This window comes from Martinezella lusitana (genome assembly GCF_014207095.1).
Taxonomy (GTDB): Bacteria; Pseudomonadota; Alphaproteobacteria; order Rhizobiales; family Rhizobiaceae; genus Rhizobium; species Rhizobium lusitanum_B.
In genome coordinates, this window is record NZ_JACHBG010000003.1 from 200,985 (window position 1) to 215,654 (window position 14,670).

The window sequence follows — 14,670 nt, forward strand, 5'->3', positions numbered from 1 at the left end:
GAGGATGTGACAACCGGCCTTTATCAGCGCACCGCCCCTTGTGGGGGGCAGTGCACCGTGATTAACTCAGCCGCGAAGAACGCGACGGCGTTTGAAAGCTTCCACACCTAGCCGTGACTCACCCCGGCTCTCAATGGCCAAGGAAGGCGCGATGAAGCTTCTCCTCACCTCCGGCGGCGTCAGCAACCAGAGCATCCGCAACGCCCTCATCGACATGCTGGGCAAGCCAATCGCCGAATCCACCGCCCTGTGCATCCCCACCGCGATGTACGGCATGCTGCCGAGAACCGCGGTCATGACGTGGCGGCAGATCGCCGGGCAGACGTCAACGCCCATGGTCGAGTTGGGATGGAAGTCCGTAGGAATGCTCGAGCTGACCGCATTGCCGAGCATCGACGAGAATAACTGGATCCCCTTGGTCCGGGAGACCGATGCCCTGCTGGTATGCGGCGGCGACGTCCTTTATCTGCACCATTGGATGCTTCAGTCCGGCCTGGCGGATCTGTTCCCATCGCTCAGCAGGACGGTCTATGTGGGATTGAGCGCAGGCAGCATGGCAATGGCTCCGCACGTCGGCGACGAGTTCGTGGGCTGGAAACCGGCCGCCGGCGGGGACAGCGCGCTTGGCATGGTCGGCTTCTCGATCTTCCCGCATCTGGACAATCCCGCGTGCCCGGAGAACACTATGGACGACGCCGAGAAGTGGGCTGCGCGCCTGCCGGTGCCGGGCTACGCAGTCGACGACGAGACCGCTATCAAGGTGGTGGACGGTGGCGTCGAGGTGATTTCCGAAGGGCACTGGAGGCTCTTCGAGCGCTGAAGCAAACCCATGGAAGCAGAAAGCCGGGACACAGGCCCGGCTCTCGACTCCATTTTGGAAATCCGCGCAGCGGAAAGGCAGCTCTCGGCGTTTAGCCGTTTTGATCGCCACTATTGTCGGCGGCCGGCTGTTCTTCTTTTTCCTTCAGCACGTCCGTCAGCTTGTTCACGCCCTCAAAACCCGCGACCGCAGCGGCAGCCTTCGTCAGAATGCCTGCATTCGGATCGACAGCGTCTACGGCGTCTTCAGCGGCAACGGCGCCAGCTACTTCTTCAATCAGCTTTCCGATACCCACTTTAAGCTCCTGTTTTTTCGCTCTGCTGCTGGATTGCGGCGTTCGAGCGTTATGAACACCTCGTCCCCGGCATTTGAAAGGTCACAGACTTCCACATGAAGGCAACCTTTCCGTCCTGAGGCAAGGCATGGCTCTCCCCGGCTCTCGCCATTTAGGCAACCAAGCTGAATGCGCCCTTAAGCCAGAGTGATGCGAAAATGAAATCAGCCATTTGCGGAACGATATCATCATCCGCTCTGGCGTCTCGCCTGTCGTACCGTCATAACCGCCTCACAGGTCCTGATTATGTTTCAGGGAATCTTGAGGAACGCCCAAGCTATTTGAACAAGGGAACCTTTGTGCATGACAATCTCCCGCCGCGTGACGGCCCTTACCGCCTCTTTTCTCCCCCTCCTCTTCGCTCCCGCCTTTGCCGATTCCGATGTATTGTGGAAGATCGTGCATGACAAATGCGTCGTCCAGACCGCGCCCTGCCTCTCAGTGAACACGGGCGAACACTATGCGATCCTCAAGGACCTGAGAGGCATCGCGCAGGTTCTTCTGATCCCTACCGACAAACTCACCGGCATGGAAAGTGCCGCCCTCCTCGATCCCGCGACGCATAATTTCTTCGCCGATGCGTGGACCGAACGGGCCAATGTCAATGCCCGCCTACCACACGCTGTCCCGCGGGATGGCTTGAGCCTTGCCGTCAACGCCCAACAGGCTCGCTCGCAGAACCAGCTGCACATCCACGTCGACTGCCTCAGCGCCGATGCCCGAGCTGCCTTGAAGGCGGATGCGGACCGTGTCGGCACGGATTGGGCGCCCCTTCCCGATACCATCGCCGGACATCAGTTCACGGCGCTGCGGGTCAAGGGCGAGACATTGGGCGATTTCAATCCGTTCCTGGCGCTCGCAAAGACATTGAGGGATCCCGCCAAGGAAATGGGTGACCACAACCTCGTCGTTGTCGGCGCCGATTTTGCCGATGGCCCGGGCTTTATCGTGCTCACGGACGTCGCCCGGCCGGGTATGGGGGGCGAGGACGTGCAGGATCACAGTTGCACAATCAGCCATTGATTCCGATTGCGGACGATCACTCTAAACATTTGAAATGGAGGTCGTTTCCTTGCATGATCCGCTGCCTGCTCCTGACAGGAAGCGAAATATAAAACGGGAAACGACCGATGCCGAAGCCTGCGACCGATCAGATCAACGCCGTTCTGGCTCATGTCGACCGCACCATCGGCGAAAGCCTGGAGCGGCTGTTCGAGCTTATTCGCATTCCCAGCATTTCAACGGACCCTGCCTATGGCGATCATTGCCGCCGGGCCGCAGAATGGCTTTCCGCGGAGCTGGCCGCCATCGGTTTCGACGCCTCGGTGCGTGACACGACCGGCCATCCGATGGTCGTCGGCCATGATAAGGCGGCGTCGGGAGCACACGTGCTCTTCTATGGTCACTACGATGTGCAGCCCGTCGATCCGCTGGCTCTTTGGAATACCGATCCCTTCGAACCGACATTACAGCCGCTGGAAAACGGCGACACCGCCATCGTTGCCCGCGGCGCATCAGATGACAAAGGGCAGCTACTGACCTTCGTGGAGGCCTGCCGCGCCTGGAAGACGGTGACGGGCAGCCTGCCAATCCAGGTCAGCATGCTGTTCGAGGGCGAGGAAGAAGCGAGCAGCCCGAGCCTTGCTCCCTTTCTCGACAAGACGGCGGCGGAACTCAAGGCGGATACGGTTCTCGTCTGCGATACCGACATGTGGGATCGCGATACGCCGGCCGTCACCACCATGCTGCGCGGCATGGTCGGCCAGGAGATCGAAATCAGCTGTGCCAATCGCGACCTGCATTCCGGCATGTTCGGCAATGCCGCCCGCAATCCGCTGCAAGTCCTTGCCGATATCGTTTCCAGCCTGCGCACGCCGGACGGCGGTGTCGCCATTGCCGGCTTCTATGAGGGCACGTGCGAGCTGCCTGAGGCGGTTCACCGGCAATGGCAGGCGCTGCCCTTCGATGAGGACGGTTTCCTGCGCGACGTCGGCCTCAGCATTCCTGCAGGTGAGAAGGATCGCTCTATCCTTGAACAAATCTGGGCGCGCCCGACCTGCGAAATCAATGGAATGAGCGGCGGCTATGCAGGCACGGGTTTCAAGACGGTCATCCCGGCCAAGGCGAGCGCCAAGATTTCCTTCCGCCTGGTCGAGGGCCAGGACCCGATCGCCATCCGCGACGCCTTTCAGGCCCATGTGCGTGCTCGCATCCCGGCTGACTGCTCGGTCAGCTTCAAGGATCACGGCCTGTCACCGGCAACGACAATGCCACTCGACAGCCCATTTCTGCGCAAGACATTGGAAGCCTTGACGACCGAGTGGCAACGCGAGACGGCGCTGGCCGGAACCGGCGGGTCGATCCCGATCATAGGAGAGTTCAAGCGCCGCCTCGGCTGCGATGCACTTTTGGTCGGCTTTGCCCGCTTCGACAACCGCGTCCACAGCCCGAATGAAAAATACGACCTGTCGAGCTTTCAAAAGGGAATTCGGTCCTGGGTGCGCATTCTTGCGGCATTCGGCGATATATGATGCGGCTCCGTGAGATCGGGATGGATACCCACCTCACGGAAAATCGCCTAGCCTTCGATCGATGTTTCCGGCTGATAGTTGGCCGTCATGTAGATGACGGTCGCCGCGATGGCGATCAGGAACAGGCAGCTTGTGTAGATGGTACCGAAGCCGAGGCCACCATATTCTGCGGGTTGCGAGAGGTAGTCGCCGAATGAGGCGCCGAGCGGCCGTGTGAAGATATAGGCCACCCAGAATGCCAGGATGGCATTGAGCCTGAAGCCGAAATAGGCGATCGCGACCGCGATGATCACACCGGCAAAGAGCAGGCCGGTCGTGATGTAGCCGAAGCCGAATTGTTCCGCGATCAGATCGCCAACCGCCGTCCCGAGCGCGAAAGTGAAGAGAATGGCCAGCCAATAGAATTGCTCGCGCCTGGCCGTGTAAATCGAATGAATGGACAAAGTCCCTTCCATCCTCCACCAGACGAAGAAGGTAAGGGCTAGCGCAACACTGAAGCCAACAGTCGAGGCCGCCAGCGGTACGCCGAGATTGTCCGAGAGATTATCGGTCAGCAGCGTTCCGACAACACTGATCATCACTACTGCGATCCAATAGGCCCAAGGGACATAGCGCTCCTGCAGGAGCTGGACGGCGAGCACGCCGACCAGCACCACGGCCATGATGAGGGAGGTCAGCGTAAGGCCAAGCCCTATATTGACGGCGAGATAATCCGCCGCGGTTTCACCCATCGTCACCGCCAACAGTTTGATCAGCCAGAAATCGATCGTGACTCGCGGAACCCTGTTCAGGCGTGGCTCCGCGCTTGCTAGAAATTGCTGGGTCATGTTGCGTGTGCCTCGCTGACCAGGATCACTTTTTCATCAGCTTCATGGCGTCGTCGAGGAAACCGTCGGCGCGCCTGTCATCGTCGGCATTGCAGCGTTCGACTGCCTTTGCCTCCAGCGCATCGACCTTCGCCTTGTCGTCGGCGCTGAGCTTGGCCGCCACTTTTGCTGCGCGCATTTCTTTGAGGACATCCTCGCAAGGGCGAGGTGCTGCAGCGTTAGCGGCGATGGGCGGTATCGCAAGGGCGAGGAGGGCGGCAAGGCTGGCACGTCGAGCGGTTTTAAAAGTGTTCATAGGAATGGCTCCTGTTCGAAACTTGCAGTCTCAGTTTGATCAACGGACCGCATTCGCTGCGATGCCGACACCATTCCTTCTAAAGAGCAGCTCATACATGGCCTTTGCCGGGACCATACTGTTTCGTAAGAAATGCAGACGCAGGGCAGATGCGTTTCTTACGGATCCGTAAGCACTCGTTCAGGCTGCTGACACCTTCCGAAGTCATATTCGCGCGCGCATCGCGGCCAACGGAGCACAGTCGAAACATGAAAATACTTGTCGTCGAGGACGACCGGAAGACCGCCGACTACATCTCCCGCGGCCTGAGCGAAGCGGGGCATGTGAGCGATGTGATCCGCGACGGTACGGATGCCTTGTTCCACGCAACGCGCGAACAGTACGACGTCCTTATTGTCGATCGCATGATACCAGGGCTGGACGGCCTCTCCCTCTTAAAGGCCGCAAGAGCGGCCAAGGTCGAAACGCCGGCCATATTCCTGACGTCCATGAGCGGCGTCGATGACCGGGTCGAGGGGCTCGAAGCCGGTGGGGACGACTACCTGACCAAACCCTTTGCCTTTTCCGAACTGCTCGCACGGCTGAATGCGTTGGCCCGACGGCCGCCCGTACAGGATCGCAAGACCGTGCTGCGGATCGCCGACCTCGAGCTCGATGTCGTCAAGCGGCAAGTCAGCAGGCGCGGCACAACGATCGATCTTCAGCCCCGGGAATTCACGCTTCTGGAGGTGCTGATGCGGGCCGAAGGGCGAGTGTTGACGCGAACCATGTTGCTTGAGCGGGTCTGGGACTTCCATTTCGATCCGAAGACGAGCGTGGTGGAGACGCATATCAGCCGCTTGCGAACGAAGATCGACAAACCGTTCGGTGCCCAACTCGTCCATACGGTCCGAAACACCGGATACTGCATGCATGTACCGCGCTAGGTTGCTGCGCAGCACGCCCTTCAGGCTCGCCCTATCCTTCGGGCTCTTCTTCATCGTCGCTCTTCTGGTGGCGGGCACGATTGCTTACGGCCTGATGGAGCGCGAGCTTGCCCGGGCCATCGATCGGTCCGTGGGCGACACCTACTCAGTCGTTGCCTCGACCTATTCGTCCAACGATCTCGAAGACCTCATCGCCGCGGTCGATACCTATTCCGCGCTCAAGAGTGCGGGGGATCAGGCCTTCCTTCTCTTGAACAAGCGGGGAGAGAGGCTCGCAGGCAACATCAGAACAGCGCAATTCAAGCCGGGACTTTCGACCGTGGCGGCAGCCGACCTCGGGCTGAGCGGCAAAGACCCGATCAGGGTCATGGTGGGCGGTGTCGATGGCAATCTCCTTTTTGTCGGCCAGAGCTACAGAGAGACCGACGCCATCGAACATATTGTCCTGGCAAGCTTCCTGTGGGCCTCCGGCCTGATCGTGGCCGTAGCAATTGTCGGAGGCGCGCTGCTCGCCAGACGGGCGACACGGCGGCTGGAATCCATCGAGCGCACCATGATCAAGGTCTCGGGCGGCAATCTCGCCTGCCGGATTCCGGTCCGCGGTAACGGTGACGATATCGACGTCGTTTCCACCCACATGAACCAGGCACTTGGCCGGCTCTCAGGCCTTGTGGAAAGCATGCGCCAGGTGAGCGCGGATATCGCGCACGACCTGAAGACGCCGCTCAACCGCCTTAGGATGACGATCGAACAGGCTTTGCAGCAGCAAGGACAGACTGAAACCGTCGAGAGCCTACTCCTCGACGCTCGTGAGGAGTGCGACAGGATCGACGCGACTTTCGGCGCGCTGCTGCGCATTTCGCAAATCGAAGCAGGCGCCGGCAAGGGCCGCTTCAAGCCTCTGGATCTGCGCGAGGTCATGGGTTCGGTGGCGGAAATCTACGAGCATGTCGCCGAGGACAACGCTCAGAAACTGGAACTGAACCTACAGGCACCGGCGCCAGCCGCCATCCAAGGCGACCACGAGCTTTTGACCCAGCTCTTCGTCAACCTGATCGAGAATGCGATCACCCATTGCCCGGCCGGGACCAAGATGGTGATGACGCTCGCAGCGACGGAGCAATCCTATCTCGCTTGCATCTCGGACAACGGGCCGGGGATCCCGGAGGAGGAACGCGAGCTGGTGTTCAGACGCCTCTACCGACTTGACAAGAGCCGTACGACGCCCGGCAACGGCTTGGGGTTGAGCCTGGTCAAGGCGATAGCAGATCTGCACTCGGCGGCAATTACGCTGGAAGACGGCGGGCCTGGGCTCCGGGTCTGTCTGTCTTTTCCAAAAACTGGAAATCAATAGCCGTCGCCGTCCCATTTGGCCGCCCGGCTGCGAGACGTCAAGTTGCGGCCGGATGATAGTCGCGCATAAAATAACTGAATATCAATGGTTTAATGTGACGCGGAGCGCTTCGCTCCGGACTGAGAACAATCGCCCGGACAAATACAACGCAGGGTCTATAACGCTAGCTTCGTGCAAGCCAGAGAAGCTACCACCATGAGCCAGACGTATACTGGTAGCCATCAGCACGGGCTAGGAGATCGGCATGGTGAACAATATCAATTCGCTGCGGCTTCACAATACGCAGCTGGCGCTGCGGACACTGCGTGTCGGAAACGCGACGGACGAAGACACGTCGCGAACATCGCGGGCTTCGAGCCTGCTTACGGGCGGTTCGAGCGGCTCGTCCCGCGCAAACAGCAAGCTCAGCGTCCTTCTCGAAGGCCTTTCGCGGAACAACGGCACGACGAAAGCTGCCGTACAGCCGGCCACACCCAAAGTCGTCAACGACGTTACCTCGAATGACTTCATGAAGGCGCTTACGGCAAAGCTAAAAGCTTCCGTCAACGACCCTGTCAACGGCAAACAGGCACAGGCGATGCTGACGGCCATCAAGAACGGAACGCTTTCCGTATCCGACCCGACCAAGGGTGTCACGACCCATGCCTGGAATCCTGACGACAAGACCAGCAAGGCCGGAAAAACCGAAAAGATCGCTCAGGCCAACTGGAATGACTTCCTGAAGGACCATCTGAAGCGTGGCGACGGTGGCAGCGGCCTGACCAGGACGAGCGACGGAAGCTATATCGATAAGCCAACCGGACAGTACGCCTTCTTCGGCAACCTCAACGGCAAATACTACTTTGTTACCTGGCCAGCGGAAGTGACGGCGAGTGGAAAACCGGCATCCGCGTAAAACGAAACACAATGATCCCCGACCAAACGGCGGGGATCATGCTTTCGATCAGCTGAATGCTGTAGCGCCTGTCCGAAGAAGCGAAAGGGCGATCAGCAGACCGACTGCTGCGGCAACCATGCCGACCAGGAACACGCTGTTATAACCCGCCCGGTCGGCAAGCAACCCGGCCAGTGGCCCCGTCAACCCATAGGCAAGATCCTGAAATGCCGAAAAGCCGCCCAGCGCCGTGCCGCGCAGATGCGGTTCGACCAGACGCACCACTTCGCGACCCATGGCGGGAAAGATCATCGAGCACCCGAGACCCGTCAAAAACGCGCCGACCAGAGCAAGACCCGGATCGCTCGCATTCCATATCAGGAACTGCCCCACGGTTTCGATGGCGAGCGATCCGGCGGCGACGGGAAGACCTCCGATTCGATCGGGAAGATGGCCGAAGAGCAGACGCACCAGTACGAAGCCGCCGCCGAAGGCCGTCAGACCCAGACCGGCATAGTTCCAGCCGCGATCGAGGAAATAGAGGGTAAAAAAGGCGCCGATTGCCGCGAAGCCTATGCCTTGGAGGCACACGATGAACCCGTGCTGCCAGACTCTGCCGACAACGCTCCAGAACGGCGGACGATCAGCACCCGGATGAGCTGCGACGGCGGGAAGCCGCCAGATCGCCAACAGGCCGAGGCACGGCAGGACGGCGCCGATCGCCATGGCGCCGGCAAAGCCAAATCGGTCGAGCAGCGCAAGCCCTATGGGGCCTCCGACGGCTAGGGCGCCGTAGATCGCCGCACCGACCAAAGCTAGAACCTTCCCGGATCGCGCCGGCCCCACCAGCCCGATCCCCCAGGCGATCACCCCAACGGCGACCAGGCTTTCACCAAGCCCGATCAGCAGGCGCCCACCAATGAGCAGCGCATAGGAGGTCCAGGGCGCTTGAGCCAAGAGGCCAGCCCCCAACGAGGCAAGCGCGCCTGCGACGTAAAAGGTGAGCCCGCGCGCAACCGCGCTCTTCGGGCCACGATGATCCGACAGACCGCCGGCATAGCTGCGCGTGAGGATAGTCGCAAGGAAAGCGATGCCGACGGCGAGCCCGGCCCAGGCGTTGCCGAGCCCGAGCTGGCTCGTTACGTAGATCGGCACGACGGGAAGCGACATGCCGACGCAAAGATAGGAAATGAACAGAATGGCGCTCAGCAGCAGAAGGCGGCCGCGCGCCGGGTCACTTGTCGATTGGAAAGCCATGATGATCTCCAGGCTTTCCTCGATCGGCGGAGGCACAAAAAAAACGCACTCCGACCGGCGAGGATCGTTGAGTGCGTTGCTTGACGTCAAACGCTTACGGCCAGATGGACTGGCTGACGTTCCAATAGGCATTAGACGAACAGCTGTCAACACGGCGGCAACCGCCGCCGGCCGGTTTGGCGACAAGGCGTCGTGCCCGCGTACCCTTCCGGGTCGCCACTTTTGAACGGAAACTACTCGGCAACCGGGCCACACCAGCCGGGCAAATAATCCGCATCCCTGCCCTTGGCAAATTCAAGCGCCTTTGCCAATGCAGTTTCGAAATCCCGATCCAGGTCCTTCCGCTTCACGCAGCGGCGCAGGAAATCCGCCCACAGGAATTCGCTGAATGGAGTTGTATCCTTGGCGTAGCCGCCGACACGGCGCAGCTCACCCGCAAGCGACCGATAGGGATCGTCGATCAAGCCCTCGATACTTTTCGGAATATCCTCATAACTGCGCCGCTTTCCTTCCGCGTCAAAGGGATGCATCCAATCGTGACAATCCATGACGAACCAGAAGGATTCGCGATCAAGCCGGGAGAGGTCCGCGACCGTCGTCACCAGCACATCCTTCACGCCCTCCTCGTGGAGCGCCAGGGACAGATGATGATGGTCGATGACATAGTAGCGCCCGCGCGGACCGCGTATGGCCGGGATCATGTGATTTCCGAGGAATTCGCCAGCTTTGTCGCCCGCGGCTTCTGCTTTCGCCCGCCACGCCTTTCGCTTGGCCCTGACCTCGCGCATACCGACGGTGATTTGGGTAGGCCTCAACTCCTCGATTGGGACGGGTTTCAGGATCGGTTCGCGCAAGGTAACCATTTGAAGACGCTCCATTTAGGAAATGTCGCGGCAGACTAACACAACGGCCTGAGCCGGCAAGCGCACTCGCAGGTATTATTTTAGTTGGGACATATATTGCCACCGGCGGAAGGATTTCCACCGACGCATTGGCCAGGCGTCGGCCCTCAGCAACTGCCTAGGTGGTGGTTGTGCTGCACACGAGCTTGAACTGGGAACGCCGGTAAAAAACCAACATCTCCCGCTCGAAACTCTCCATCGCAAACATGATCCAGGGCTCATAGGGGCTCGTGCTCGCGCGCGCTCGATGTCGGCCATCCATGCCAGCGAAACCGCGTAGTGCCCAATCCACCAACCTCACCCGACCCCCTTTGCCCAAAGCCCCTCTATCGTCCGCTGCACGCGCGCATGCCCGACGACCCATGGGAGATAGGTAACTCCCAATCGAAGGAAAGGTGAAGAAACGTTGTGTTAAGATCGGTAACACGCGTTCGGCCGGTGCTCCCGCTCCCCGGGGAGACACGCTGCGACCAAACGGATCTACCGAGACGCGAGGCGCGCGAAGAAACGATCGATCGTCCGCGAATTTACGTCAACCCAGCGCCAGATCCAGGCCATGACGAACACCGTGAGAAGCCAACCAAGCATCACATCCGACAGGAAATGCGCACCGAATATGACCCGGTTGAACGCGACGAACATCAGGCACGGCGTCACAACCACGGACGCCCCCCACCGGTATTTCTCGGGTAAAAACACCAGCAGCGACAATGCCGCCGCGGCGACGGCCGCCTCGCCGGAAGGAAAAGAGCAATTGCGGCTGCATGCTGCGGAAAACTGCCATACCGGGGTAAAATCCGCATTGCCGCCGAACTCCACGATGTCGCGCGGACGCACGCGCCCGATCATGACCTTCAGGAACTGCACCACCGCGAATGGCCCGGCAGCAAAGCTCAGGAGCACGAACAAGGGCTTATGCGGGGCGCAAAATCGCAACCGCTTTGGCAGGAAAACATGCATCGCGATGATCAGCGCCATGACGACAAGGATGTAGGGTTGGCTCTGGCGGCTGACATCTCTTACAGCCTTCAGGAAAGGGTTTTCCGCGAGCCAGAACCAGTGCCCTTGGACGAAAAGGCGCGCGACAGCGAGGTCTAGCTTGGGAAAAACCACGAAGATAAAGCTGGTCCAGACGATCAGCATGCCAAGGACGGCCAGACCGCCGTCCGCATTGAAGTTTGTTTCGGGTTGGCGCAGACGCGCTCCACCCGAAACGGAACTCCAAGGTTGCAATGCAAATTTCCACATGCCGTATCTCCTGAAACTGGATGGCGGCAAGGTGAAACCCGATTGTCAAGAAATGGCGAAGATTGGATGAAGGCCGTGTTCAGAATCGGCCTTTGGGCGGTCGAGGAGCTGTTTGGAATTTGCAGAAGTCGGTTTTGTCCGCGATAGTGCGGCTCGGCGGCGGCAGAGCCAAAGGTAAACAAGGAAGGCGCAGGGCACTAGGGTGGACAATAGTCTCGTTCTCATCGTGGAGGATGAACCGGCAATAGCACAGATACTGGAAGGTTACTTGACGCGCGACGGCTTTCGCACCGTTCGGGCCGCCGATGGCGAGACCGCGCTCCAGCATCACGCGCTTCTGAAACCGGACATCGTGCTTCTGGATGTACGGCTGCCGAAACTGGACGGTTTCGGAGTATTGGGTCGCCTCCGTCAGATCGGCTCGACGCCGATCATCATGGTCACGGCAGTCGCAGACGACATAGATCGGCTAAGCGGCCTGCGGCTCGGTGCTGATGATTACGTCGTCAAGCCGTTCAATCCGCAGGAAGTCGTCGCCCGCGTCCGCGCCGTACTGCGCCGCACGCAAGGAGATCGGGCCGAAACCATCCGCCGCTTTGGCGATCTTGAAGTCGATTTCGGCAGCTATTCCGTCTTCATCAACCGGAGCGGCAACCGCATTCCGCTGACCCTGACACTCAGCGAATTTCGAATTCTGGCTTACATGATCCGTCATCCGACCCAAGCTTTCGCGCGCGCGGACATTCTCGACGCCTGCCTGCCTGAGAGCGATGCCCTGGTGCGCACTGTCGATACGCACATCTCCAATCTCCGGCGCAAGCTGGAGGAGATGGGGCAGGACGGCTTTTTCCCTGCAGTGCGCGGCATTGGCTATCGCTTTTCGGATCCGAGATGAAGAAACTAAGCTTCCCCTGCCTACCACTCGCCACGCTCACCGCAGTCGTTACGACCATTATGCTCCTTCTCAGCGTCGGCCTGACCTACATAGGCGTCAGCTGGTATGCTTCTTATCTGGAAGAGAGCATCACCCAGACGCTGCCGCCGAAGGCCTCGACCGCCTACACGATGCTGGCCGAAGGCAAGGTTCCCGACGGCGAATCCCTGACGCTGCTTTTCGAGCACCTCAACGCCCTGACGGGACCAACGGATCTGAAGGTTCAGCTTTCCGTCCTGGTATGCGGCCTGCTCTCGGCCCTGATCTGCGCCCTTATCGGCATCTATCTGGCACGGCGGCTCGCCAGCCCCCTCGGAGCGTTGACCTCTGCGGCCGAAGGCCTCAAATCGGGTGACTTTTCCGTGCGCGTCACCGAGCCCTATCGCAGCACGCGTGAAGTCGCGAGCCTCGTCACCACCTTCAATGCGCTGGCGACCAGCCTTGAAACCATGGAGAAGAGACTGCGCTTCAACAACATGGCCGTTGCTCACGAGCTGCGCACCCCGCTGACCATCCTGCAAGGGTCGTTGCAAAGCATGCTCGACGGGGTCTTTCCGATGGATCGGAAGATCATATCCGACCTTCTTCTCCAGGTCGAAGGCCTCGGACGGATCGTCGAGGACCTACGCACCCTTTCGCTGGCCATCGGCCAGAAGCTCGTGATGGAACGCCAGCAGATCGACGCATCCGATGTCGTGGGAGCCGTGCTCGCGTCGGCTAAGCCGATGCTGGACGCCAGCAAACTGCAGATCGAAACGGACCTGCGGCCCTCCCGCATTTCGGCGGATTCTCCCAGGATCCGTCAAGCTGTGTTGGCCCTGTTGGAAAACGCCTGCCGCTATGCGGCTGATGGCGGCTGGCTGCGATGCGAAACCGAACAATTGTCGGGCGAAAGCATCGTAATTCGCATTCTCGACCGTGGCCCGGGCTTTCCCGAGGATATGGATTCCGTGGCCGCCAACCCCTTCTGGCGCGGCGAAGTCTCGCGCTCACGGGCGACCGGTGGCACTGGACTTGGGCTCTCCGTCGTGCAGGCGATCGCAGTTGCCCATGGTGGCCGGCTGGAATTCGCAAACCGGCCGGAAGGCGGCGCGATGGTCGCAATTCACTTGACGGAGAACCATGCCTGACAAGCCGGCGTCGGATCCTTTGTCTAAGGGGGCCGGTTTTGATGGTCAGGCGGCGGGGATTTGCCCTTTGAGCAAGCCGCAGCCTCCGACGCTCATAGCAGCCGCCGCCGAGGTCCAATGGGCCGCCACATGGGGCAACCTCTGCCTCTCAATGAAAAAGTTCGCCTAGATTGAAGAACCACAGTTTGCTGCGGCTACGCTTGTCCGCTCCATAGACTCTCGAATGCGGCACGCGGAAGCCGAAGGTCTCTTCCGGCTCAGCGGAACGTTCCGCCCAGAAGGCGTCGATATTGGACAGCATCATCGATTGCCGCCTGCTGCGGCGATAATGGATCGGGTGCTTGGCCTGCGAAATTGCCAGGAATTGCTGCGTGCCGCCTTCGACGGTCAGGCCCTGTAGAACGACCAGAAGCGCCTCTTTCGGTCGCAGACCGGAAAGGTCACGCGTCACCTCAACCATGCGCTGCTTTGCATTGCGCGGTCCCTGCATGCTGCCAACGACGAAAGTGTAGCGCCCTTCTGTCCCACGCCGGACAAACATAAAGCGCGACGTGCAGAGAACAGCCTTGTCCCGCACGCGGACAAGCTTGATGGCAAAAGCGCCTTCGTGGCGGCCGCCGGCACGATCGGCAAGCGCGATATGACATGAATATGCTTCGGCGCGGCCCCGAACCGTACCCATATCGAGCCACTCGCCACGCCAGAGACTGATCATGCTCTCGCGGGACAAGATCCGCTCAGCAATCGAAAAGTGTTCTATAAGCAGCGAGAGCCGCTTGGAACTACTCAAGCCATAGACAAGGAACTTCGAGAGCGGCTTCTGCAGCAACTCATCATGCGGTGGCGGAAATTCTCGCGTCGCCGTAAAGGTCGAAAGAAAACGCCACCACCGGGTCGTCAAAAAAGGATTGGCGGCGAAGCGAAACCAAAAGAGAACCGTGCGCTTCCAGCGCGCCCGAAGGCCAAAGGTCAGGATCCTCGACAACAGCACGTACCGGGGCTGCGGAACGTCACTCGACTTCGGCGGCACCGTACCGCGGAGTGGAACGCTGGGTAAGGTGCCTTCCGGCGCGGTAATGATCGATGTCTTTTGATTCATGCCCAATGCTCGGCGGATCTTGTTGCGCCGCACATCTGCCTTGGGATTGTCAAGGGAACGTCAAGACACCGTCAGCCTTCTATGGGGCATCTGGCAGAGAGGCATAAAACTACAAAAAACGAGGGAAAGACATGGTCTT

General features: G+C 60.0%; 15 protein-coding genes. 8 read left to right on the forward strand and 7 right to left on the reverse strand.

Going from position 1 to position 14,670, the window contains the following annotated elements:
• Positions 1-151 precede the first annotated feature (151 nt).
• Positions 152-820 carry a Type 1 glutamine amidotransferase-like domain-containing protein gene (locus GGD46_RS09025; RefSeq protein WP_184703414.1) on the forward strand — a complete coding sequence of 223 codons (669 nt, stop codon included), beginning with the start codon at positions 152-154 and terminating at the stop codon, positions 818-820.
• A gap of 91 nt (positions 821-911) precedes the next feature.
• Here the strand turns inward: GGD46_RS09025 and GGD46_RS09030 are convergent, their stop codons facing one another.
• Entirely contained in the window at positions 912-1,115 is a 204-nt protein-coding gene (locus GGD46_RS09030) for a hypothetical protein (protein WP_184703415.1), read from the reverse strand.
• A gap of 342 nt (positions 1,116-1,457) precedes the next feature.
• Here GGD46_RS09030 and GGD46_RS09035 point away from each other — a divergent pair, with 342 nt between their 5' ends.
• Together GGD46_RS09035 and GGD46_RS09040 are read left to right on the forward strand one after the other, a co-directional pair.
• Entirely contained in the window at positions 1,458-2,177 is a 720-nt protein-coding gene (locus GGD46_RS09035) for a CDP-diacylglycerol diphosphatase (RefSeq protein WP_184703416.1), read from the forward strand.
• 107 nt (positions 2,178-2,284) lie between these two features.
• Positions 2,285-3,685 (forward strand): M20/M25/M40 family metallo-hydrolase, encoded by a 1,401-nt coding sequence (locus GGD46_RS09040; protein WP_184703417.1) that lies wholly within the window; start codon positions 2,285-2,287, stop codon positions 3,683-3,685.
• A 47-nt stretch (positions 3,686-3,732) separates the two neighbouring features.
• On the opposite strand, the gene GGD46_RS09045 is transcribed toward GGD46_RS09040, so the two are convergent.
• Together GGD46_RS09045 and GGD46_RS09050 are read right to left on the reverse strand one after the other, a co-directional pair.
• A complete protein-coding gene (locus tag GGD46_RS09045) occupies positions 3,733-4,512 on the reverse strand; it encodes a hypothetical protein (protein WP_184703418.1) in 780 nt (259 codons plus the stop codon).
• 25 nt (positions 4,513-4,537) lie between these two features.
• Complete coding sequence (locus GGD46_RS09050; RefSeq protein ID WP_184703419.1) at positions 4,538-4,807, reverse strand: hypothetical protein; 270 nt, start codon at positions 4,805-4,807, stop codon at positions 4,538-4,540.
• A gap of 248 nt (positions 4,808-5,055) precedes the next feature.
• Between GGD46_RS09050 and GGD46_RS09055 the strand changes: the two genes are divergently transcribed.
• The 3 genes from GGD46_RS09055 to GGD46_RS09065 all read left to right on the forward strand — a co-directional run bounded on the left by GGD46_RS09055 (position 5,056) and on the right by GGD46_RS09065 (position 7,982).
• Positions 5,056-5,733: a winged helix-turn-helix domain-containing protein gene (locus tag GGD46_RS09055; protein WP_184703420.1), complete on the forward strand. Its 678-nt coding sequence runs from the start codon at positions 5,056-5,058 to the stop codon at positions 5,731-5,733.
• The gene (locus tag GGD46_RS09060; protein ID WP_184703421.1) at positions 5,720-7,087 is read left to right on the forward strand and encodes a HAMP domain-containing sensor histidine kinase; all 1,368 of its coding nucleotides are present in this window, start codon (positions 5,720-5,722) and stop codon (positions 7,085-7,087) included. The genes GGD46_RS09055 and GGD46_RS09060 overlap by 14 nt, the downstream gene beginning before the upstream one ends.
• A 244-nt stretch (positions 7,088-7,331) precedes the next feature.
• A complete protein-coding gene (locus GGD46_RS09065; RefSeq protein ID WP_184703422.1) occupies positions 7,332-7,982 on the forward strand; it encodes a hypothetical protein in 651 nt (216 codons plus the stop codon).
• Positions 7,983-8,030: 48 nt separating this feature from the next.
• On the opposite strand, the gene GGD46_RS09070 is transcribed toward GGD46_RS09065, so the two are convergent.
• From GGD46_RS09070 to GGD46_RS09080, 3 genes are all read right to left on the reverse strand, one after another.
• A complete protein-coding gene (locus GGD46_RS09070; RefSeq protein ID WP_184703423.1) occupies positions 8,031-9,218 on the reverse strand; it encodes an arabinose transporter in 1,188 nt (395 codons plus the stop codon).
• A gap of 233 nt (positions 9,219-9,451) precedes the next feature.
• Positions 9,452-10,081 carry a ParB-like protein gene (locus tag GGD46_RS09075; RefSeq protein ID WP_184703424.1) on the reverse strand — a complete coding sequence of 210 codons (630 nt, stop codon included), beginning with the start codon at positions 10,079-10,081 and terminating at the stop codon, positions 9,452-9,454.
• 519 nt (positions 10,082-10,600) lie between these two features.
• Positions 10,601-11,263, reverse strand: a complete 663-nt coding sequence (locus tag GGD46_RS09080; RefSeq protein ID WP_246806247.1) for a phosphatase PAP2 family protein — start codon at positions 11,261-11,263, stop codon at positions 10,601-10,603.
• Positions 11,264-11,570: 307 nt separating this feature from the next.
• On the opposite strand from GGD46_RS09080, the gene GGD46_RS09085 reads away from it, so the two are divergent.
• Complete coding sequence (locus tag GGD46_RS09085) at positions 11,571-12,263, forward strand: response regulator (RefSeq protein ID WP_184703426.1); 693 nt, start codon at positions 11,571-11,573, stop codon at positions 12,261-12,263.
• On the forward strand, positions 12,260-13,432 hold the full coding sequence (locus tag GGD46_RS09090) for an ATP-binding protein (protein ID WP_184703427.1): 1,173 nt from the start codon (positions 12,260-12,262) through the stop codon (positions 13,430-13,432). The genes GGD46_RS09085 and GGD46_RS09090 overlap by 4 nt, the downstream gene beginning before the upstream one ends.
• A 148-nt stretch (positions 13,433-13,580) precedes the next feature.
• On the opposite strand, the gene GGD46_RS09095 is transcribed toward GGD46_RS09090, so the two are convergent.
• A complete protein-coding gene (locus tag GGD46_RS09095; RefSeq protein ID WP_184703428.1) occupies positions 13,581-14,531 on the reverse strand; it encodes a DUF535 family protein in 951 nt (316 codons plus the stop codon).
• Between the last annotated feature and the right edge of the window lie 139 nt (positions 14,532-14,670).